This is a genomic window from Streptomyces thermospinosisporus (assembly GCF_039526425.1).
GTDB classification, from domain to species: Bacteria; Actinomycetota; Actinomycetes; order Streptomycetales; family Streptomycetaceae; genus Streptomyces; species Streptomyces thermocarboxydovorans.
This window is the reverse complement of record NZ_BAAAIZ010000069.1, coordinates 90,528-109,260: the sequence shown is the minus strand read 5'-3', so window position 1 is coordinate 109,260 and position 18,733 is coordinate 90,528. Positions and strand designations below refer to the sequence as shown.

19 protein-coding genes and 3 pseudogenes are annotated in these 18,733 nt (G+C 70.4%); 13 read left to right on the top strand and 9 right to left on the bottom strand.

From position 1 onward, the window contains the following. Positions 1-8: 8 nt before the first annotated feature. The 3 genes from ABD207_RS22515 to ABD207_RS22505 all read right to left on the bottom strand — a co-directional run bounded on the left by ABD207_RS22515 (position 9) and on the right by ABD207_RS22505 (position 2,799). On the bottom strand, positions 9-1,337 hold the full coding sequence (locus ABD207_RS22515) for a GH1 family beta-glucosidase (protein ID WP_344014916.1): 1,329 nt from the start codon (positions 1,335-1,337) through the stop codon (positions 9-11). 118 nt (positions 1,338-1,455) lie between these two features. Further along, positions 1,456-1,722: a protealysin inhibitor emfourin gene (locus ABD207_RS22510; protein ID WP_344006602.1), complete on the bottom strand. Its 267-nt coding sequence runs from the start codon at positions 1,720-1,722 to the stop codon at positions 1,456-1,458. 21 nt (positions 1,723-1,743) lie between these two features. Next, a complete protein-coding gene (locus ABD207_RS22505; protein ID WP_344014915.1) occupies positions 1,744-2,799 on the bottom strand; it encodes a M4 family metallopeptidase in 1,056 nt (351 codons plus the stop codon). A gap of 327 nt (positions 2,800-3,126) precedes the next feature. On the opposite strand from ABD207_RS22505, the gene leuA reads away from it, so the two are divergent. Further along, positions 3,127-4,848, top strand: a complete 1,722-nt coding sequence (gene leuA, locus ABD207_RS22500; RefSeq protein WP_344014914.1) for a 2-isopropylmalate synthase — start codon at positions 3,127-3,129, stop codon at positions 4,846-4,848. A gap of 182 nt (positions 4,849-5,030) precedes the next feature. Beyond that, a complete protein-coding gene (locus tag ABD207_RS22495; protein WP_344014913.1) occupies positions 5,031-5,726 on the top strand; it encodes a TerB family tellurite resistance protein in 696 nt (231 codons plus the stop codon). Between the two features lie 14 nt (positions 5,727-5,740). Here the strand turns inward: ABD207_RS22495 and ABD207_RS22490 are convergent, their stop codons facing one another. Beyond that, complete coding sequence (locus ABD207_RS22490; protein ID WP_344014912.1) at positions 5,741-7,210, bottom strand: NAD(P)-binding domain-containing protein; 1,470 nt, start codon at positions 7,208-7,210, stop codon at positions 5,741-5,743. Between the two features lie 142 nt (positions 7,211-7,352). On the opposite strand from ABD207_RS22490, the gene ABD207_RS22485 reads away from it, so the two are divergent. From ABD207_RS22485 to ABD207_RS22475, 3 genes and pseudogenes are all read left to right on the top strand, one after another. Next, positions 7,353-7,727, top strand: a complete 375-nt coding sequence (locus tag ABD207_RS22485; RefSeq protein ID WP_344014911.1) for an ArsR/SmtB family transcription factor — start codon at positions 7,353-7,355, stop codon at positions 7,725-7,727. Between the two features lie 250 nt (positions 7,728-7,977). Further along, positions 7,978-8,430: an SRPBCC family protein gene (locus tag ABD207_RS22480; RefSeq protein ID WP_344014910.1), complete on the top strand. Its 453-nt coding sequence runs from the start codon at positions 7,978-7,980 to the stop codon at positions 8,428-8,430. 127 nt (positions 8,431-8,557) lie between these two features. After that, positions 8,558-8,800: pseudogene (locus tag ABD207_RS22475) on the top strand (response regulator transcription factor); the annotation flags it as partial. Between the two features lie 12 nt (positions 8,801-8,812). On the opposite strand, the gene ABD207_RS22470 reads toward ABD207_RS22475, so the two are convergent. Together ABD207_RS22470 and ABD207_RS22465 are read right to left on the bottom strand one after the other, a co-directional pair. After that, the gene (locus ABD207_RS22470) at positions 8,813-9,061 is read right to left on the bottom strand and encodes a hypothetical protein (protein WP_344014909.1); all 249 of its coding nucleotides are present in this window, start codon (positions 9,059-9,061) and stop codon (positions 8,813-8,815) included. 413 nt (positions 9,062-9,474) lie between these two features. Continuing rightward, positions 9,475-9,942: a GNAT family N-acetyltransferase gene (locus ABD207_RS22465; protein ID WP_344014908.1), complete on the bottom strand. Its 468-nt coding sequence runs from the start codon at positions 9,940-9,942 to the stop codon at positions 9,475-9,477. Between the two features lie 101 nt (positions 9,943-10,043). Between ABD207_RS22465 and ABD207_RS22460 the strand changes: the two genes are divergently transcribed. From ABD207_RS22460 to ABD207_RS22430, 7 genes and pseudogenes are all read left to right on the top strand, one after another. Continuing rightward, positions 10,044-10,805 (top strand): SCO2525 family SAM-dependent methyltransferase, encoded by a 762-nt coding sequence (locus tag ABD207_RS22460; RefSeq protein WP_344014907.1) that lies wholly within the window; start codon positions 10,044-10,046, stop codon positions 10,803-10,805. Between the two features lie 27 nt (positions 10,806-10,832). Further along, positions 10,833-11,135: pseudogene (locus ABD207_RS22455) on the top strand (SCO2524 family protein); the annotation flags it as partial. 143 nt (positions 11,136-11,278) lie between these two features. Further along, positions 11,279-12,196, top strand: coding sequence for an SCO2523 family variant P-loop protein (locus ABD207_RS22450; RefSeq protein WP_344014971.1), 918 nt, complete (start codon positions 11,279-11,281; stop codon positions 12,194-12,196). Further along, a complete protein-coding gene (locus ABD207_RS22445) occupies positions 12,193-13,155 on the top strand; it encodes an SCO2522 family protein (protein ID WP_344014905.1) in 963 nt (320 codons plus the stop codon). Before ABD207_RS22450 ends, ABD207_RS22445 begins: the two co-directional genes overlap by 4 nt. Then, a complete protein-coding gene (locus tag ABD207_RS22440) occupies positions 13,152-14,123 on the top strand; it encodes an SCO2521 family protein (RefSeq protein WP_344014904.1) in 972 nt (323 codons plus the stop codon). Before ABD207_RS22445 ends, ABD207_RS22440 begins: the two co-directional genes overlap by 4 nt. A gap of 37 nt (positions 14,124-14,160) precedes the next feature. Continuing rightward, complete coding sequence (locus ABD207_RS22435) at positions 14,161-15,138, top strand: hypothetical protein (RefSeq protein WP_344014903.1); 978 nt, start codon at positions 14,161-14,163, stop codon at positions 15,136-15,138. An 85-nt stretch (positions 15,139-15,223) separates the two neighbouring features. After that, positions 15,224-15,841, top strand: coding sequence for an ArsR/SmtB family transcription factor (locus ABD207_RS22430; RefSeq protein ID WP_344014902.1), 618 nt, complete (start codon positions 15,224-15,226; stop codon positions 15,839-15,841). Between the two features lie 234 nt (positions 15,842-16,075). On the opposite strand, the gene ABD207_RS22425 is transcribed toward ABD207_RS22430, so the two are convergent. Further along, complete coding sequence (locus ABD207_RS22425) at positions 16,076-17,050, bottom strand: helix-turn-helix transcriptional regulator (RefSeq protein WP_344014901.1); 975 nt, start codon at positions 17,048-17,050, stop codon at positions 16,076-16,078. Positions 17,051-17,149: 99 nt separating this feature from the next. Here ABD207_RS22425 and ABD207_RS22420 point away from each other — a divergent pair, with 99 nt between their 5' ends. After that, positions 17,150-17,545, top strand: coding sequence for a RidA family protein (locus ABD207_RS22420; RefSeq protein ID WP_344014900.1), 396 nt, complete (start codon positions 17,150-17,152; stop codon positions 17,543-17,545). A 31-nt stretch (positions 17,546-17,576) separates the two neighbouring features. Here ABD207_RS22420 and ABD207_RS22415 read toward each other — a convergent pair whose 3' ends face one another. Both ABD207_RS22415 and ABD207_RS22410 read right to left on the bottom strand, forming a co-directional pair. Further along, entirely contained in the window at positions 17,577-17,879 is a 303-nt protein-coding gene (locus tag ABD207_RS22415) for a DUF397 domain-containing protein (protein ID WP_344014899.1), read from the bottom strand. Then, positions 17,861-18,693, bottom strand: a pseudogene (locus ABD207_RS22410) (helix-turn-helix domain-containing protein). The gene ABD207_RS22415 and the pseudogene ABD207_RS22410 overlap by 19 nt, the downstream one beginning before the upstream one ends. Positions 18,694-18,733 lie beyond the last annotated feature (40 nt).

Sequence of the window (18,733 nt, the reverse complement as noted above, 5' to 3'; positions counted from 1 at the left end):
CGGACTGGTCACGCGGGCCGGCGCTGGGCGCTCAGGAAGTCCCGGTACCAGGCGTAGGACGCCTTCGGGGTGCGCTCCAGCGTCGCGTAGTCGACGTGGACCAGGCCGAAGCGGCGAGCGTACCCCTCCGCCCACTCGAAGTTGTCCATCAGCGACCAGACGAAGTAGCCGCGCACGTCCACTCCGGCCCGGATCGCCTCGTGCAGGGCGCGCAGATGGCCGTCGAGGTAGCTGATGCGGTCCTGGTCGTCGAGGCCCTCGTAGGAGCAGCCGTTCTCGGTGACGACCACGGGCGGGAGGCGGTCGCCGTAGCGGTCGCGGAAGCCCGTGAGCAGCTCGGTCAGGCCCTCCGGGACCACCGGCCAGCCGAAGTCGGTGCGCGGGCGGCCCTCGATCTCGCGCACCGAGAAGGGCAGTTCCGCCGGCATGCGCACCCCGCCGAAGTCGATCTCGGCGCCCTGCGGTGCGCCCACCTTCGTCGGGGCGTAGTAGTTGACGCCGTAGAAGTCGAGCGGCTCGGCGATGATCTTCAGGTCGTCCGCGGCGCCGTCCGGCATCAGCTCGCCGATGCCCTCCGGGTAGGCGCCCAGCAGGACCGGCTCGGCGAACATGCGGTTCAGCAGCACGTCGTAGAAGTCCGCCGCCTCGGTGTCGGCCGCCTCGGGCGAGGCCGGCCAGGTCGGGCCGTGCGAGTTGGTCAGGCCGACCCCGGCCGCACCGGCCGCGCGCAGCGCCCGTACCGCCAGGCCGTGGGCGAGCAGCTGGTGGTGGGCCACCGGCAGCGCGTCGAACATCAGCCGCTCACCCGGTGCGTGGGTGCCCAGCGCATGCCCCAGCAGGGTGTGCTCGGCGGGCTCGTTGAGGGTGATCCACTGCCGCACCCGGTCGCCCAGCCGGCCCGCGACCTTCGCCACGTACTCGGCGAAGCGCTCGGCCGTGTCCCGCTCCCGCCAGCCGCCCGCCTCGTGCAGGGTCAGCGGCAGATCCCAGTGGAACAGCGTCGGCACCGGGCGGATGCCGGCCGCGCACAGCTCGTCCACCAGCCGGTCGTAGAAGTCCAGGCCGCCCTCGCGCAGCACCCTCGGCCAGGACACCGAGAAGCGGTAGGCGTTCACGCCCAGCCCCGCCAGCAGCGCCACGTCCTCGCGGTAACGGTGGTAGTGATCGCAGGCCACCGCGGCGGTCGAGCCGTCCTTCACCCGCCCCGGCTGCTCGCTGAAGGCGTCCCACACCGACCGCTCGCGCAGCCCGGCCGCGCCCTCGATCTGGTGGGCGGAGGTGGACACGCCCCACAGGAAGCCGTCGGGGAAGCGGGGGAAGGGATGCGTGGTCGCCATGGCACGGATCTTCCGCACGCCGGGTAACGGAAGTCAACGGCCCGGCGGGCGGGCTTCGTTGGGGCTGCGGCACGGGCCCCGGCCCCGTTCCTTCAAACCCCTTCTCAGGCCCCTTCCTTCAGGCCCCTTCCTTCAGTACCCGGCTGATCAGCCGGCGCTGCTCGTCGGTCAGCCGCGGGTCGGAGCAGTAGACGGTCCGGCCGTCGACCGTGATCTGGTAGCTGAAGCCGTCGGGCACGCCGATGGGCGGGGTGCCCCGGCCGGCGGACATCGCCTGCTCGGCCAGGGCATGCCACTCGTCGGCATCGGCCCGGCCCGAGGTGTCCACCTCGGCCACCCGCTCGATGCCCGCGAACCCGCCGGTGCGTCTCACCTGAATGCGCATGGCTCCGTGTCTAGTACGGAACTACAGGGTCCGCACCCCGACCCCCTCCCAGGCCTTGTTCACCGCGTCCAGCTCCTCGCCGTCGCCGTAGCGGGCGCGGGCCGCCTTCACCGTGAGCGTGGCGAAGTCGCTGAACGACGCCTTCTGCTGCAGCTCGCCGCCGGTGAGCACGTCGTACCAGACCTGTCCGGCCCGCTCCCAGGCGGGCCCGCCGAGCTCGGTGGCCGCGAGATAGAAGGCGTGGTTGGGGATGCCGGAGTTGATGTGCACTCCGCCGTTGTCGCGGCCGGTGTTCACATAGTCGTCCATGGTCGCCGGCTGCGGGTCCTTGCCGAGGACGTCGTCGTCGTACGCGGTGCCCGGCGCCTTCATGGAGCGCAGCGCCTTGCCGGTGACGCGCGGGGCGAGCAGGCCGGCGCCGATCAGCCAGTCGGCCTCGTCGGCCGTCTGGCCCAGCGTGTACTGCTTGATCAGGGCGCCGAAGACGTCGGAGACGGACTCGTTGAGCGCGCCGGGCTGGCCGAAGTAGGTCAGGTTCGCCGTGTACTGGGTGACGCCGTGGGCGAGCTCGTGGCCGATGACGTCGATGGGGATGGTGAAGTCCAGGAAGATCTCCCCGTCGCCGTCCCCGAAGACCATCTGCTCGCCGTTCCAGAAGGCGTTGTTGTACTCGCGGTCGTAGTGCACGGTCGCGTCCAGCTGCAGTCCGTTGCCGTCGATCGAGTCGCGCCCGTAGGCCTTGAGGAACAGCTCGAAGGTGGCGCCCAGGCCCGCGTAGGCGCGGTTGACGGTGGCGTCCTTGCCGGGTTCGTCGCCCTCGCCGCGGACCTTGCGGCCGGGCAGGTCGGTGCCGTTGCGGGCGTCGTACACCGTGCGGTGCGGCTTGCCGGGCTCGGCGGCGGCGAGCGGGGCGACGGCCCGGGCGCCGACCACGGTGGTCAGGCGCCGCTGGGTGCGCTCGTAGGCGTCGCGCTGGAGGGTGCGGCGGGCGGGACCGGCGAGAACGGGGTCGTCGGCCTGGGCGAGCCGGTCCAGGACGTGCGGCGGAACGATGGTGCAGAAGACGGGCGTGGTCATGGCGGCACGATGGCACTGTGTGACTCCGATGTCACGACCTGCAACCATGATTGGTGAATTGTGCGGGCATTCCGCCACCGGGCCGCTGGGCGAAGTGGTATGAGGCACGTTTTGTCCTGTTCGTCCCTCGCGTCCCGCATACTGATACATGCCCTCGCACCAAGCGCGGCTCGGTTAAGCTGCGGAGCACCATGCGTTTCGGGCTGCTTCTCCTTAGCTGCCGCGGCGAGGGCCTGTAGTCGAGGCCGACCCCCTCCCCGCGGAGTTTGGCGCTGCGCCGTCGGCCGTCCATCCGGACCCCCGCGGACCATCGAGGAGCCCCAGGAAATGGCAAACCGCCAGCAGCCCAGCCCCATGCCGATCCATAAGTACGGCCGCTACGAGCAGGTCGACATCCCCGACCGCACCTGGCCGGACAAGCGGATCACCAAAGCCCCGCGCTGGCTGTCCACCGACCTGCGCGACGGCAACCAGGCCCTGATCGACCCCATGTCGCCCGCCCGCAAGCGCGCGATGTTCGACCTGCTGGTCAAGATGGGCTACAAGGAGATCGAGGTCGGCTTCCCCGCCTCCGGCCAGACCGACTACGACTTCGTGCGCTCCATCATCGAGGAGCCCGGCGCCATCCCGGACGACGTCACCATCTCCGTACTGACCCAGGCCCGCGAGGACCTGATCGAGCGGACCGTCGAGTCGCTGAAGGGCGCCAAGCGGGCCACCGTCCACCTGTACAACGCCACCGCCCCGGTCTTCCGCCGGGTCGTCTTCCGCGGCTCCAAGGACGACATCAAGCAGATCGCCGTCGACGGCACCCGCCTGGTGATGGAGTACGCCGAGAAGCTGCTGGGCGACGAGACCGAGTTCGGCTACCAGTACTCGCCGGAGATCTTCACCGACACCGAGCTGGACTTCGCGCTGGAGGTCTGCGAGGCGGTGATGGACGTCTGGCAGCCCGGCCCCGACCGGGAGATCATCCTGAACCTGCCGGCCACCGTCGAGCGCTCCACGCCCTCCACGCACGCCGACCGCTTCGAGTGGATGCACCGCAACCTCTCCCGCCGCGAGTACATCTGCCTGTCGGCCCACCCGCACAACGACCGCGGCACCGCTGTCGCCGCCGCCGAGCTGGCGGTGATGGCCGGCGCCGACCGCGTCGAGGGCTGCCTGTTCGGGCAGGGCGAGCGCACCGGCAACGTCGACCTGGTCACCCTGGGCATGAACCTGTTCTCCCAGGGCGTCGACCCGCAGATCGACTTCTCCGACATCGACGAGATCCGTCGCACGTGGGAGTACTGCAACCAGATGGAGGTCCACCCGCGCCACCCGTACGTGGGCGACCTGGTCTACACGTCCTTCTCCGGCTCCCACCAGGACGCCATCAAGAAGGGCTTCGACGCCATGGAGGCCGAGGCCAAGGCCAAGGGCGTCACCGTCGACGACCTGGAGTGGGCCGTGCCGTACCTGCCCATCGACCCCAAGGACGTCGGCCGCTCCTACGAGGCGGTCATCCGGGTCAACTCGCAGTCCGGCAAGGGCGGTATCGCCTACGTCCTGAAGAACGACCACAACCTGGACCTGCCGCGCCGGATGCAGATCGAGTTCTCCAAGATCATCCAGGCGAAGACGGACGCCGAGGGCGGCGAGGTCACGCCGCAGGACATCTGGGAGATCTTCCAGGACGAGTACCTGCCCAACCCGGACAACCCCTGGGGCCGCATCCAGGTCAGGAACGGGCAGTCCACCACCGACCGGGACGGTGTGGACACGCTCACCGTCGAAGCCACCGTGGACGGCCAGGACACCGTGCTGACCGGCACCGGCAACGGTCCGATCTCGGCTTTCTTCGACGCGCTGCAGTCCATCGGCATCGACGTACGCCTGCTGGACTACCAGGAGCACACGATGAGCGAGGGCGCCTCCGCGCAGGCCGCCTCCTACATCGAGTGCGCCATCGGCGACAAGGTCCTGTGGGGCATCGGAATCGACGCGAACACTACGCGCGCCTCGCTGAAGGCGGTCGTCTCGGCCGTCAACCGCGCGGCCCGCTGAGCAGCCGGTTCGCGGGATCTGCGGGCTCCGTCCGCCTTTCGGGGCGGGCGGAGCCCGTCGTATACCGGCCAACTCGTTGTAGAGGTCACGGAAAGGTCTCGTCCGGGGTGCTGACTCCGCCCGGGGATGTGGCTAACATCACGCAAGCGCGGCGACGATGCTGTGGCTGATGGAGGTGCGACGTGCTGCCAGGACGGGGACCGAACGGCCGTGCCGCCGCGCTTGCGCGCCTTCTCGGCACCCGCATCGCCTGGACGCCGGTCGGTGACGGGGAGTTCTTCTGCCCCGGCTGCGGCGGCGACCGCAACTACCAGCGCCTCGCCGGGCATCGCCGCTTCTGTCTGCTGGGTGTGCCGGTGCTGCCGCGCGGCGAGACCGGCCCGGTCATCGAGTGCGCCGCCTGCCGCCGCCACTTCGGCACCGACGTCCTCGACCACCCGACCACCACCCGCTTCTCCGCGATGCTCCGCGACGCCGTGCACACCGTCGCCCTCGCCGTGCTCGCCGCCGGCGGCACCGCGTCCCGCGCCGCCCTGGAGACCGCCACGGCCACCGTCCGCGCGGCCGGCTTCGAGGACTGCACGGAGGAGCAACTCGCCTCGCTGGTCGACGCGTTGGCAGCCGATACCGGCCGCATCACCGGCGAGCCCTGCGCGGCCGGCCTCGCCATCGAGCTGCACGAGGCCCTCGACCCGCTCGCCCCGCACCTCGCCGCCCCCGGCCGCGAATCGATCCTGCTGCAGGCCGCCCGCATCGCCCTCGCCGACGGCCCCTACACCCCCGCCGAACGCGACACCCTCGCCACCGTCGGCGCGGCCCTGACCATCTGCACCGACGACATCACCCGCCTCCTGGAATCGGCCCGCACGCCGTCGTGACGCGCTCGGCTTGATCACGAGCCGCAGCAACCGCCCCCAGAGGTCTGTTCAGTGACCGCCGGGACCCGTCCCGGAGCGTCGAGCCGGACGACCTGCGGTGCGGGCCGAGCGTCGAGCCGGACGACCTGCGGTGCGGGCCGAGCGTCGAGCCGGACGACCTGCGGTGCGGGTGCGCAGCAGCCGCCGCCTTCGGACTCCTGTGCCTCGGGGGCGTCGAACAGGCCCGCGCCGCCGCAGACTCCCGTCTCGGGGAGTGTCAGTTCCACGCGGTCGGCGGACTCCAGGTCACCGGCGATCGCCGCGGCGACGGAGCGGACCTGCTCGTATCCGGTCATCGCCAGGAACGTCGGGGCGCGGCCGTAGGACTTCATCCCGACCAGGTACACGCCCTGCTCGGGATGGGTGAGTTCGCGGTGGCCGTGGGGGTAGACGGTGCCGCAGGAGTGCTGGTTGGGGTCGATCAGCGGGGCCAGGGCGACGGGGGCCTGGAGGCGTTCGTCGAGGCGCAGGCGCAGCTCGTCCAGGAAGGACAGGTCGGGCCGGAAGCCCGTCAGCACGATCACCTCGTCGACCGGGTCCAGCCGGCGCCCGTCCTCGCCGGCCAGGATCAGACGGCCGTCGGGATCGCGTTCGATCGCCTCGGTGCGGAAGCCGGTGACGGCGTCCGCGTGGCCCTCGTCGACGGCGGCCTTCGCCGCCAGACCCAGGGCGCCGCGGGCGGGGAGCTGGTCGGCCTCGCCGCCGCCGAAGGTGGAGCCCGAGATGCCCCGGCGCAGGATCCACACCGCCTTCGTCCCCCTGCCGTCGTCGGACCTGGCCAGGTCGGCCAGGTACACGAGGGCGGTGAAGGCGGAGGCTCCGGAACCGATCACGGCGATGCGCCTGCCCGCGTACCGGGCGCGCACCGCGGGGTCCTTCACGTCCGGGACGCGGTAGGTGATCCGGTCCGACGAGGCCTTCTCGCCGAGCGCGGGCAGTCCGCTGCCGCCGGCCGGGGACGGTGTGCTCCAGGTGCCGGAGGCGTCGACGACGGCCCGTGCGAGCAGGCGTTCCTCACGTCCGCCGGCGTGGGCGACCTGCACGACGAACGGCTGCCGCTCGCGGTCCGCGTCCACGATCCGGTCCCGGCCGGCCCGGGAGACACCGGTGACACGGGCGCCGTAGCGCACTCGCTCCCCGAGGGCGTCGGCGAGCGGCTGCAGGTAGAGGTTGGCCCAGTCGCCGCCGGAGGGGTAGGCGGCAGGGTCGGGCCGTGACCAGCCCGTGGGGGCCAGGAGCTTCTCCGCGGCGGGATCGACCACCTCGCCCCAGGGGGAGAAGAGGCGCACATGCGACCACTCGCGCACCGCGGCCCCGGCGGCGGCCCCGGCCTCCAGGACCAGCGGCTCGATCCCCCGGTCGACCAGGTGAGCGGCGGCGGCCAGACCCACGGGTCCGGCCCCGATCACCACGACGGGCAGCTCTGCCTTGACGGGCGCGTTCACGGCGACTCCTCGCGTACTTCGACATCTGTCGATGGCTTGCGCAGCCCAGCATGGCACCTGTATTGATGAGCGTCAACATAGACATTCATCAAAATGAGGCAGGGCTCGGTGATGCTGGTTCGACATGTGTCAACATAGACGCATGTCGAACGCGAAGGTGCTACCGCTGCTCGAGCCCGCTGATGGCCAGGGTGCGGCGCCGTGCTGCCCGCCGCTGACCGAGCGCCCGATGACCGCCGAGGAGGCCGAGACGGCCGCGCGGATGTTCAAGGCGCTGGGTGACCCGGTCCGGCTCCGGCTGTTCTCCGCGGTGGCCTCGCACGAGGGCGGCGAGGCCTGCGTGTGTGACATCTCCGACGTCGGTGTCTCCCAGCCCACGGTGTCCCACCACCTGAAGAAGCTCAAGGAGGCCGGGCTGCTCACCTCGGAGCGGCGCGGGACCTGGGTCTACTACCGGGTCGAGCCGTCGGTGCTCGCCGCGATGGGCAAACTGCTGGCCCCGTCGGCCGCCGCCTGAGCCCTGCGGGCGGAGAGAGCGATCACCCTGGGCGGCCCTGACCATGTGCACCGACGAGGTGACCCGCCTGCTGGGCTCGGCCCGCACCCCGTGCTGACCTGGCGCCGATGGTGCGCGGCGGCCTCGGCGGTAGGCTGGACGTACACCCGCCCGTAGGCGTGTGCCGGCTGCCGGGCCCGCGCGTAGCCGGTGCGGCCCGCCCCTCTCCGGCGCGTGGCGCCTCCCGGCCCGCTCTCCCGAGGAGAAGCGTATGAGTACGCAGTTCGAGGCCGTCATCGACATCGACCGCCCCATCGAGGATGTGTTCGCCTACCTCGCGGACGGGCGGCACGACCCGGAGTTCAGCCCGCGTGTTCTGCGGATCGACAAACGGCCGGAGGGCGCGACGCAGGTCGGGACCGTCTTCCACAGCACCGTCAAGGACGCCGGGATGAAGTCCGAGCGTGACTTCGAGATCAGCGAAATGACCACACCGACACGGATCCGCTGGCGGGAGGTGTCCCACAACACCATCACTGCCCGCGAGGGCGGTTACGACCTGGAGCCGACGGCCGACGGCGGCACCCGGGTGCGGCTGTTCAACGTCCTCGAAGGCCATGGCGTGGGCAAACTGCTGCTCCCGTTCGCCGCCGGCGCGGCGCGCAAGGACGCACCCGCGTTCGGCCGGCGGATCAAGGCCGCGGTCGAGGCCTCGGCAGCCTGACCCGAAGCCCTGGCCCGAAGCCCTGGCCCGAAGCCCTGGCCCGAAGCCCTGACCCGAAGCCGTGGCCCGTGCGGCCCGGCCCCGGGCCACCGCATTCCCGCACCGCAGGCCCCCGCCTGCTCCCTCGCGTAACCCTGCCCCGCCGGTCGCCGCCGCCGGTCCCGAGTGCCTGTCGAACCGGGAGCGCGAGGTCCTCACCCTGGTCGCACGGGGCCTGAACAACACCGAGATCGCCGAGGCGCTGGGGCTGAGCCCGCTCACCGCGAAGACTCACGTCAGCCGCATGATGGGCAAGCTCGGCGCGCGGGACCGGGCCCAACTGGTGATCGTGTCCTACGAGTCGGGCCTGGTGGCACCGGGCTCGCGGTGAGCGGGGCGCGGGTCACAGCGGGTGGCACAGCCACCGTTGGATCGTGGCGATGATGCTGCCGGGCAGTGTGCTGAGGCTGTCGATGGCCTCACGGTCCTCGGGCCGGGGCGGGATGCCGGCGGCGGTGAGGGCGGCGTGCAGCTCCAGACGGCGGCGGTCGCGCGGATCGATGGTCAGGTCGAAGTCGACGCGGTCCGCCGGGTTCGGCGGGGGCAGCAGGTAATCGCTGTCTTGGTACTCGAAAAAGGTCGTGGCGGTCATAACGGTCTCCTTATAAAGGGAAGTCGATTGTGCTGGAGAAGAGGCCGCGACGGGGCGGGACCGTTGCGGTGAACGCCAAAGGTCATGCCAAAGGAGCCATCGGCAGTTCATCGTCCGGTCCGACGAGCGGCGTGGCGGGCGGTGTCCGGCGGCGACTTTCGGCGCGCTGCCGTGGACCGATGGCCGACAGCGGACGGACGCCGGGTCGGCCACGGTGACGGTATGGAGAACACGGCGAAGACGGAGACGGCGACTACGGCGCATACGGAGAGCACGGCGAACCCGGCGAACGCACCGCGCAGGAAGGGCATCAGCCGGGCCGGCTTCCTCACCGGAGCGGCAGCGGTGGGCCTCACGGCGGCCCTCGGCGGGGCGGCACCGGCCGGTGGCGCGGCGATACGCACAGCACCCGTTCACAGCTTGAGGGACATGATGAGCCGCTCCTCGCCCGGTCCGAAGTAGTCCTGCTGCACGGCCCCGTCGGGCGAGAACCCGAGAGCCTCGTACAGCGTGATCGCCGGCGTGTTGGCCGGTTCCACGGCCAGGCGCGCCTCGAGGACGCCGGCTTCGTCCAGCCGCCGGAGGGCTTCCTCCATCAGCTGCCGGCCCAGCCCGCGGCCGCGTTGCTCCCGGGCGACGGCCAGGCTGTGGACCCAGCCGGCTAAGCGGTCCGCGCGGACGGCGGACAGGACGTAGCCCTGCAGGCTCTCACCCTCGTACCGGACGAGCAGATGGTCGCCGTGCGCGTCGAAGTGCTGACGCAGGACAAGGAAGGAGTACGGGCTGGATGTGAAGACCTCGTTGTCGAGACGGTGGATCTCCGGCAGATCTTCTTCGCGGGCCGAACGGATCGCCGGGTGTGGGTCGTCGTGATCGGACATTCGACCAGAATTGCCGGTCGGGGCATCTGAGTTCAAGTCAGCAGATTCGGATCTTGGTACCGTGAGGCATGCATCTGGGATCACCCGGGAACGTCTCGCAGTTGAACGCGGAAGCCCCCTGGGACGCATTCGACCCACAGGCCTATGTCGATCACAACTACAAAAGGATGATCCCGGAGGACCGGGAGATCATTTCGATCGTCCGTGACCACTTCAGTGATCATTTCCGTATCACCGGGGATCGCCCGGTCCGCGGGATCGACGTCGGGGCCGGAGCCAATCTCTATCCGGCCTTTTGCATGCTGCCCTGGTGCGACGACATCACCTTGCTCGACCGGGCGGAGCCCAACGTGCGGTACCTCGAGGCGCAGCGGCTGTCCTACGACCGGGACTGGGACGCGTTCTGGAACCTGCTCTGCGAGGACGGGGCGTACGCCGCGCTTCCGGGCGACCCGAGGAAGAGGTTCGCCGAGGCCACGCAGGTCGAACAAGGAGACCTTTTCGCGCTGAGCGACCGGCCGGAGCACTGGTCGCTCGGCACCATGTTCTTCGTCGCCGAATCCCTGTCGACCAGCCATGAGGAGTTCCGCGTGGCCGTCGAGCGCTTCCTGCTCTCACTCGCCCCGGGTGCGCCGTTCGCGGCCGCGTTCATGGAGCACTCGGAGGGCTATGTCGTCGGGGACACTCATTTTCCCGCTTGTGATGTCGGCTGGCCGGAGATCCGGTCCGCGATCGAGGTCAGTGCCGATGAGTTCAAGATGTTCACCGTCGGGGAGCCCAACGCGGTGCGAGACGGCTATTCGTCCATGATCGTGGCTTGCGGCTTCCGCCGCGGGGGTAATCAGACACTCGGCGACCGGTAGCCGCGACGCGATCTGTGGGGGGCAGAGATGCAGATCAGGCCACGTCCGCATGTGCTGGAGTTATGGCAGGCGATGGCCCGCCATTGCTTCGACGGCGGTGAGTGGGACTGGGGGGAGCGGGGCGGGCGGAGCAGCGGGGAGCGGGGCGGGCGGAGCAGCGTCACCGACGCGGAGCGGCTGCTGTGTCTGCTGTACCCGGCCACCGAAATCCCGGCATTCCGCCTGGACGACCCGGACTCCATCGAGAAGGACGTCCAGCAGGCCCTGCAGCAGGCCGGCGGGCGGGCGGATATCCCCGCCAGCCTCATGAGAGCGATGGCCGAGTTCCTGCACATCGAGGTCGCGTTGCGCCGCGCCCGCGGTCTCGTGGACGAACAGCCGGGTCGCGCCTGCGCCTTGGCAGTTGCGGCGCTGGGACAGCTCGACGCGCTCGCCCTGGCCCGTGAGACCGCGGACCGGGGAGCGTGACTACGGTGCTGATCTTCGCGGTCTCCGACAAGGGAGGCGCGGGCCGGACCGTCACCAGCGCGAACCTCGCCTACCACCGCACCCTGGCCGGGGACGACGTCTGCTACCTGGACTTCGACTTCGGTTCTCCCACCGCGGCGGACGTCTTCGATGTGGCCGACGCCCGCCGGGCCACCGAGGACAGAGGACTGCACGCCCATCTGCTGGGCGAGACCGGCGAACCCGCCAGGATCGACGTCTGGTCCGAGACCGAACACCCCGTGCTGCGCTCGCCGCCGCCCGGCTGCGGCCGTCTCATTCTGATGCCCGGCGACCCCAGCGGCGGCGAGTTCGCCATCAGCCGCGACTACCTGCGCCGCTGCGTCGATCTGCTGATGACGCTGTACTACGAGTTCGACCTGGTCGTCGTGGACCTGAGCGCCGGCCGTTCCTACGCCGTCGACATGGTCCTCGAGGCCACCGCCCAGCCCGAGATGAGCGAGATCACGGCTCGCTGGCTGGTCTTCCACCGCTGGACTCGCGAGCATGTGGCGGCCGCCGCGAGCCTGGTCTTCGGCAAGCGCGGCATCGTCACGGGCGGCGTCCACCTCGGCCACGACGAGGAGGCGCTGCGCCATGCGATCCGGTTCGTCCGGACCGCCGTACCCGACCCCGAATCGTTCTTGTGGTCCCAGGTCTCGCCCACCCAGTCGGCGTGGATGCGCCAGACCGACGGCAACCTCAAGCAGCTCGCCGCCAAGCACGGGATCGGCCGCGGCCAGGTTCTCGGCTCCGTGCCCCTGGAACCGGTCCTGCAATGGCGCGAGCAGCTCATCACCGAGGAGGACGTGTACGGCAGCCAGATCGCCAACATGGCGACCTTGCAGGCGCTGAGCGCGCTCGCCGGCCGTCTGACCGACGAGACGTACTGGGAGCAGGCGTGAGCGAGGCCGTGTTCAAGGAGACCGCCGCCGAACTCCGGACCGAGGCCGTGCCGCTGGCCCATCTCTCCCTGGAGCTGGGCCACCTCTACCTGGAGGACTTCGAGGCGGGTCCCGAGCGGCTGGCCGGGCACTTCGCCGAGGTCCGGATCTGGGCGGACGCCGTACGCGCCTCGGTGGCCCGCCGCACCCGTCGGCCCCGCATCAGCACCTGCTTCCTCGTCGACGACTACTTCACCCGCTTCTCCGCTCCGGCAGACCTGATCCCGATGGTGCTGCGGGAAGCCGAGAAGGCCGGACTGGTGATCGACTACCTGGCTCGCGAGTCGGCCTGCGCGATCGCCGACCGCGTCGAACTCGCCGAGTCCGTCATGCACCGCCTCGTCGAGTCGCCGCCGCCGGGCAGCTGCGGCTTCCGCCCGCCCGTCAGCCAGACGGGCTGGCTCGCCAACGGCCGGCGCAGCCCCACGATGCCGGCCGCCGCGCTCGGCGGCAGGGCCAAGGGCTGGGAGCCGCCGCGGGAGACCGCGGCCCGCGACCACTCCATTTTCATGGACGTGGAACTGTGGTCCGAGAAGGACGGACGGCGTCTGTGGTCCTGCCCGTTCCTGGCCGCCGTATGGCAACTGGCCCGGTTGGGCCTGCTGCGGCACCTGGGCCTGCCCGTGCTGACGTGGACGCAGTGGCAGGGCGCGGACTTCCCGCACGACTGGGACAGGCTGCCGCCGCTGATCAAGCTCACCGGCACCGACGCGGCTTTCAGCGCGTACCGCACCTGCACCCTGATGTCCAACCGCTTCCTCGCCGTCGAGGACGCCGTACGGCTCATCCTCGACCAGGTGGACGTCGACGCCGGGGCGCTGGAGCAGGTCGCCAGGCGGTCCGCCGCCGAGGGGATGCCGGTCCCGGACGCGATCGCACAGCGCGCCGCGTATGTCTTCTACGAGGAGCCCCTGAGATGACGACGGCCCCCGGACAACCGGCGCGTTCGGTGCTCGTCTGCGGCGAGGTGCGCACCTGTCTGCTCCCGTCCTTGCACGCGCTGGACGGCCGGGCCGCGGCCCAGCTGCTGAGGCTGCGCGCGGACGAGCACGTCCGGGTCTGCGAACGGCCCGGCAGGTACGCCCTTTCCCCCGAGGTGCTGACGGGGGTGGACTGCCGGCTGCCCACCTCCAACGGCGCCAAGGTCCGGGCCGTGGGTACGGTGGCCGCCCGCGCGGCACTGACCGAGGGCCGCCTGCTGCAGTCGACCGCGTACGTCCGTCTCCCCGCCACCGGCCCCGTCGTGCGGCGTCCCTGGGGGCAGTACCTGGTCCGGCCGGGCCTGGTCGAGCCCTTCGGCAAGCTGCCGCTGCCGGCCGCGGCGGAGGGTGCGCTGCGCGGTGCCGAGCGGGGCGAACTCGACCTCGGGATGATCGCCGAGGGCCTGTTGGCGCACCTTCGGCGCCACCCGCTCCTCGACCGGAGGGTGCCCTTCAAGTCCCGTCCGCTGCGGCTGCGCTGGATCGCCGGCAGGGTCCCTGAGGGCGAGCGGGCCACCCTGGTGAACTTCACGGTCGCCGAGGGCGGACTGCGGACCATGCAGCTGCGGCTGCCGGAGGATGTCCCGGCCGCCTCGGCGGCGGGCCTCTGTGAGGACCTGGCCCGGCACGACTGGCTGCTGACGACCGTCCAGCAGATGCTGGACAGCCGTCGGCTCGGTGCGGCGGACGGGCCGGCCGTGCTCGAGACGCTCCATCCGCTCGTCGTTCATCTTCTGCATCTGTGGATGCCGCGGGCGCATGCGGACCCCGCGCTGGCCCACCTGTGGGACGCACTGGAGGCACGTCCGGGGTTCTCCCGCCAGTGGGAGAACCTGAGCCGGCGCATCAGGGACCGACTGGCCCTCCAGGCCGTGACGACGCCGCATCAGACACTCAGCACGCGCTGACTCAAGAGCCCCGACAATTGCGCTGGAAGAGGCAGTCATGGACGGAGAGCCGGGTAACGGTCCGCTGACGGGCGGGCTGCGCATACCGCCGGTCGTGCTGAAGATCGTGATCACCGTGGCCGTGGGGACGGTCTCCTATGTGATCACCAACTTGATCGATCAGTCGCAGCAGGAGCTGTGGCAGATCGCCTTGGCCGTCGTCATCGGCGGTGCGACGCTGATCGTGCAGTACATGGTCGACTTCGAGCAGCGGCTGGGGTCGGTGGAGAGCGTTCAGCGGGAGAGCCGGCGTGAACTGAGGGACGATCTCGCCGCACGGTACCAGGAGTTGTCGGAACTGGTGGACCAGAGTTTCCGGCAGATCGGCGAGGTCACCAGCCTGTTCGGCGAGATGAAGGACGCCCGGATGCCGTCCGACGAGGTCAAGCGGCTGGTCAGGGGCGCCGTGCAGGTGGGATCGCAGGGCCAGGACTTCCTGAAGGAGTTCGCACGGGCCCAGATCGAGCGGCTGGCCTCGACGATGACGGCGCTGGCCTCGGAGCACGGCGACTGGCCGGGGGAGAACAACGACCTGCTCATCGAGCTGACGCAGTGCGCCCGCGAGAGCATCGACGCCACCAGCAGCTTCGTCGACCGGGCGTTCTGGGAGACCGCGACCGCCAAGTACTACCTGGACGTGCAGCGCGAGGTGATCCAGCGGCACGGCGTGAAGATCAGGCGCCTGTTCATAGCGAGGAATCCCGAGGAACTGGACGAGGACCTGAACGAGATCCTCGAGCAGCAGAGGGACGCCGGCATGGAGGTCGGCGTGGTGGTTCTGTCCGAGCTCCCGCCGAACATCCGCGTCGGCGAGACGCTGGACGTCGTGATCTTCGACGGCGCGCTGTACTTCGAGATCACCACGGATGTGCAGCAGCTCAACCCCAACGCCAAACTCGACGCCCGCCAGGACAAGGTCACCCGGCGCAAGGAACGCTTCGGGCACCTGTGGGACGCGCGCCGGGATCCGCCCTGACCCGGGAAAGCGGGAAAGCGACGTACAAAGAACTCGTTGCAAAGAAAGCCTTGCAACAGGTTCTTTGCATCTCTACTCTCGTTCCATGGCAGATCCTCAGGACCCGCAGCAGGTCCGCAGTCTCGACGCCCGCTCCCTGCGGGGTCTCGCCCACCCCCTGCGCATGGAGCTGCTCAACGCCCTGCGCCGGGGCGGCCCGGCGACGGCCTCCCAGCTCGCCGCGAAACTCGGCGAGTCCAGCGGCGCCACCAGCTACCACCTGCGCCAGCTCGCCGCGCACGGCTTCGTGGAGGACGTGCCGGAGCGGGGCAAGGGGCGCGAGCGATGGTGGCGGGCGGTCCATGACGGCGTGCTCTTCGACGGCCGGCTCTTCCAGGACAGCGACCCCGAAGTACGCGGCGCCGCCGACCTGTTCGTGCACGAGGTGGCAGCGCTGCACACCCGCGAGCTGACCACCTGGCTCGGCACCCGCGACGACTGGCCCGAGGAGTGGCAGCGCGCCTGGGACATGAGCGACTGGACGCTCGACCTCACGCCGGAACTGGCGTGCGAGCTGAGGGAGAAGATGCACGACCTCGTGCAGAGCTACCGCGACCGGGCACCCGCCGAGGGCACCCCGAACACCGAGCAGGTCCGCCTGCACACCCACCTCATCCCCGTCCGCACGGACACCCGCACGGAGCGAGAGGCAGCACAACAGTGATGCACCCCGAGCCCGAGACACACCTCGTCCTGCACCGCCTCCGTGCCGCCGAACTCCGCGCGCGGCCCGGGACGAACGGCCCCGCCCCGGTGGTGGTCCGTCGGCCCTCCCGTGCACTCGTGCGCACCCGCCTGGGCTGGGCCCTGGTGGAGCTGGGTCTGCGGCTGGCCACCACCGAGCACCGGGCGCGGGTGCGTACGGCGGTCACTGCAAGAGCCTTGTAGTGAGAGACGGTCAGGTGGTCGCCCCGTACTGGGCGGCCATGGCGGTCGCTCGCCGGTGCAGGGACGCGCGCAGCCACTCCGGGGACAAGGCCTCGGCGTCGGCGGGGAGTTGCCAGAGGGTCCATTCGGCGTGGCGGGCGTCCTGGAAGGTGACCTCCAGCTGGGGCCAGTCGCCGTCGTCGCCGGGCTCCTGGGCGCGGACGGCCAGGGCGGTGCGTATCAGCTCGTCCCGGTGTTCCGGGTTCACCCGCACCCGCACGGTCACCGGGTCGACGCCGGACAGGAAGCCGGCGCACCGCTCTCGCCAGACCTGGTCCAGGTCGACCTGGCTGGGCCGGTCGGCCGGTTCTGGCAGTGCCTCGGCGGCCTTGATGCGGGACAGCCGGTAGGTGCGGTCCGCGCCGGAGCGGGTGGCCAGCAGGTAGCTGCGGTCGCGGACGGTGACCAGGCCGATCGGGTCCACTGTGCGCCAGCGGGGGGTCTGGCCCGTGGCCGCGTACCGTATGCGCAGCTTGCGGCCGGTCAGCACCGCGCGCCGGACCTCGCGCATCAGGAGGCCGGGCAGTTCATCGGCCGCCGGGCGGCGGACCAGCAGGTCGGTCTCCGGGTCGATCAGCAGGCGCCGCGCGGCGTCGTTCGCTACCGTCCGCTGGGTCTCCGGCAGGGCGTCGACCAGCTTGCGCATGGCCGCGGAGAGCGCCGGGCCGAGGCCGAAGACCTGCTCGGCGCGCCCCGATCCGGCGACCAGCAGAGCGAGAGCCTCGTCGTGATGCAGCCCGCTGAGGTCGGTGCGGAAGTCCTCCAGCAGTGCGAAACCGCCGTTGCGGCCGCGTTCGGCGTAGACCGGGACGCCGGCCGCGGACAGGGCCTCGATGTCCCGCAGCACGGTGCGGGTGGACACCTCCAGCTCCCGCGCCAGGGCGGTCGCGGTCAGCCGGCCGCGCTGACGCAGCAGCACCAGTGAGATCAGGCGGTCGGCACGCATGCGAGGACGCTAGCGAATACGTGACGGAGGGTGTCGTGCTTTGCCGGGAGGCTTGTCGGCGTACGAAGAAGCCGTGAGCTGAACGGAGTTGATGTGGTGATGGAGCGCACGACGGTGAACCCGTGGGCGTGGTCGGTGGGGTTCGGTTACAGCCAGGGGCAGGTCGTCTCCGGGCCGCACCGGACCCTGTACTGCTCCGGGCAGGCCGCCATGGACGGGGAGGGCAAGCCGCAGCATGCCGGTGACATGGGGGCCCAGCTCGCGCTGGCCGTCGACAACCTGGAGGCGGTGCTGGCCGAGGGCGGCATGTCCCTGGGCGACCTCGCCCGGCTCACCGTCTACGCCACGGATGTGGACCAGCTCTTCGAGCACTACGGGGTGCTGGCGTCCCGCCTGTGCGCGGCAGGGGTGGCCCCGGCGATGACGGTGCTGGGGGTGACGCGGCTGGCCCTTCCCGACCTGATGGTCGAGCTGGAGGGCACGGCGATCGCGTAGGCGGTAGGGACGCGGGGCCGCCGGCCAGCTCTCAGCGGGGCTGCATTCCGCCGCCGACGGCCCCCACGGTACGTATGAACTCCGTCCAGGAGGCCGACCCGACGACGATCACGGGGCCGCCGGTCACTTTGCTGTCCCGGACAGGGACGACTCCGGGGACTCCGGCGGCGACTTCGAGGTACTCCTCGCCGCCGCTGCCTCCGCTGTGACTGCTCTTGCGCCAGCGGGCGGCGCCGGGGAAGTCGTAGGCGACTTCGACGCAGGCTTCTCCTCCGTCGCCGCCGCTGTACGTGCTCTTACGCCAACGGGCTGTGCTCAGGTCGAGGTCGCGCATCGTCTGTGGTCCTCCGCCGCCGACTCGATCAGGGCCAGGGACGCGTCTGGTGACTGCGCGGCGGCCCTGATGTGATCGTAAGACGCCCGCACACGCTTCACCAGCGCCGGTTCGTCCAGCAGGCTCCCTGAAAACACGCCTTCTGTATAGACCGTTGGTGGGGCATCCTCGAACTCCATGAGCCAGAGCAGCTTGCCCATGGCCGGATGGGCTCCAGCCGCGAACGGGAGTACCTGAAGCAGCACTTGGCGCTCCCGCACCATGCGGGTGATGTGGTCCAGCTGGTGGGCCATGACTGCGGGGCTGCCGACGGGCACACGGAGCACCGTCTCGTGCAGCACCACCCAAACAAGGGTCTTGTAGCGTCCTTCAGTACCCGTGCCCGATCCATACGCCCCTTGATCAGTTCCTCGATGTGCTCATCGGGGGCAAATGGGTTGCCCGCCACGAACATCGCTCGCGCGTACTCCCGTGTTTGCAGGAGTCCCGGAACCACTGTCGGCGCGTACTCACAGATTTCCGTGGCCATCCGCTCCAGCTCGACCGCGTGAGCGAAGTACTCGGTATATGGCTGGTCCTTGATGAGCTTCCGCCACAACCGCTCGAAAATACCATCGGTTTGCAGCACCTCGTCGATGCGCTGGGCCACGTCCAATTGCGGCTTCCGAATCGCCTGTTCGAACTGGCCGATATAGCCGCCGGAGACAAAGACCCGCGCCCCCAGCTCGACCTGCGTGAACCCCGCTTCCTCGCGACGCCTCTTCAGTTCTGCACCGAAGAACTCCCACGCCGCCTGACGCGAACCGTTGGCCATTGCTCAACCTCTTTGTGCAGCCCCGCAGTTGTGCGCAGAC

What these genes read in the sequence shown, in the direction of transcription:
- ABD207_RS22515 (WP_344014916.1), bottom strand. Translation starts at nt 1,337, where the DNA reads ATGGCGACCACGCATCCCTTCCCCCGCTTCCCCGACGGCTTCCTGTGG.
- ABD207_RS22510 (WP_344006602.1), bottom strand. Translation starts at nt 1,722, where the DNA reads ATGCGCATTCAGGTGAGACGCACCGGCGGGTTCGCGGGCATCGAGCGG.
- ABD207_RS22505 (WP_344014915.1), bottom strand. Translation starts at nt 2,799, where the DNA reads ATGACCACGCCCGTCTTCTGCACCATCGTTCCGCCGCACGTCCTGGAC.
- leuA (WP_344014914.1), top strand. Translation starts at nt 3,127, where the DNA reads ATGGCAAACCGCCAGCAGCCCAGCCCCATGCCGATCCATAAGTACGGC.
- ABD207_RS22485 (WP_344014911.1), top strand. Translation starts at nt 7,353, where the DNA reads ATGTCGAACGCGAAGGTGCTACCGCTGCTCGAGCCCGCTGATGGCCAG.
- ABD207_RS22480 (WP_344014910.1), top strand. Translation starts at nt 7,978, where the DNA reads ATGAGTACGCAGTTCGAGGCCGTCATCGACATCGACCGCCCCATCGAG.
- ABD207_RS22470 (WP_344014909.1), bottom strand. Translation starts at nt 9,061, where the DNA reads ATGACCGCCACGACCTTTTTCGAGTACCAAGACAGCGATTACCTGCTG.
- ABD207_RS22465 (WP_344014908.1), bottom strand. Translation starts at nt 9,942, where the DNA reads ATGTCCGATCACGACGACCCACACCCGGCGATCCGTTCGGCCCGCGAA.
- ABD207_RS22440 (WP_344014904.1), top strand. Translation starts at nt 13,152, where the DNA reads ATGACGACGGCCCCCGGACAACCGGCGCGTTCGGTGCTCGTCTGCGGC.
- ABD207_RS22435 (WP_344014903.1), top strand. Translation starts at nt 14,161, where the DNA reads ATGGACGGAGAGCCGGGTAACGGTCCGCTGACGGGCGGGCTGCGCATA.
- ABD207_RS22430 (WP_344014902.1), top strand. Translation starts at nt 15,224, where the DNA reads ATGGCAGATCCTCAGGACCCGCAGCAGGTCCGCAGTCTCGACGCCCGC.
- ABD207_RS22425 (WP_344014901.1), bottom strand. Translation starts at nt 17,050, where the DNA reads ATGCGTGCCGACCGCCTGATCTCACTGGTGCTGCTGCGTCAGCGCGGC.
- ABD207_RS22420 (WP_344014900.1), top strand. Translation starts at nt 17,150, where the DNA reads ATGGAGCGCACGACGGTGAACCCGTGGGCGTGGTCGGTGGGGTTCGGT.
- ABD207_RS22415 (WP_344014899.1), bottom strand. Translation starts at nt 17,879, where the DNA reads ATGCGCGACCTCGACCTGAGCACAGCCCGTTGGCGTAAGAGCACGTAC.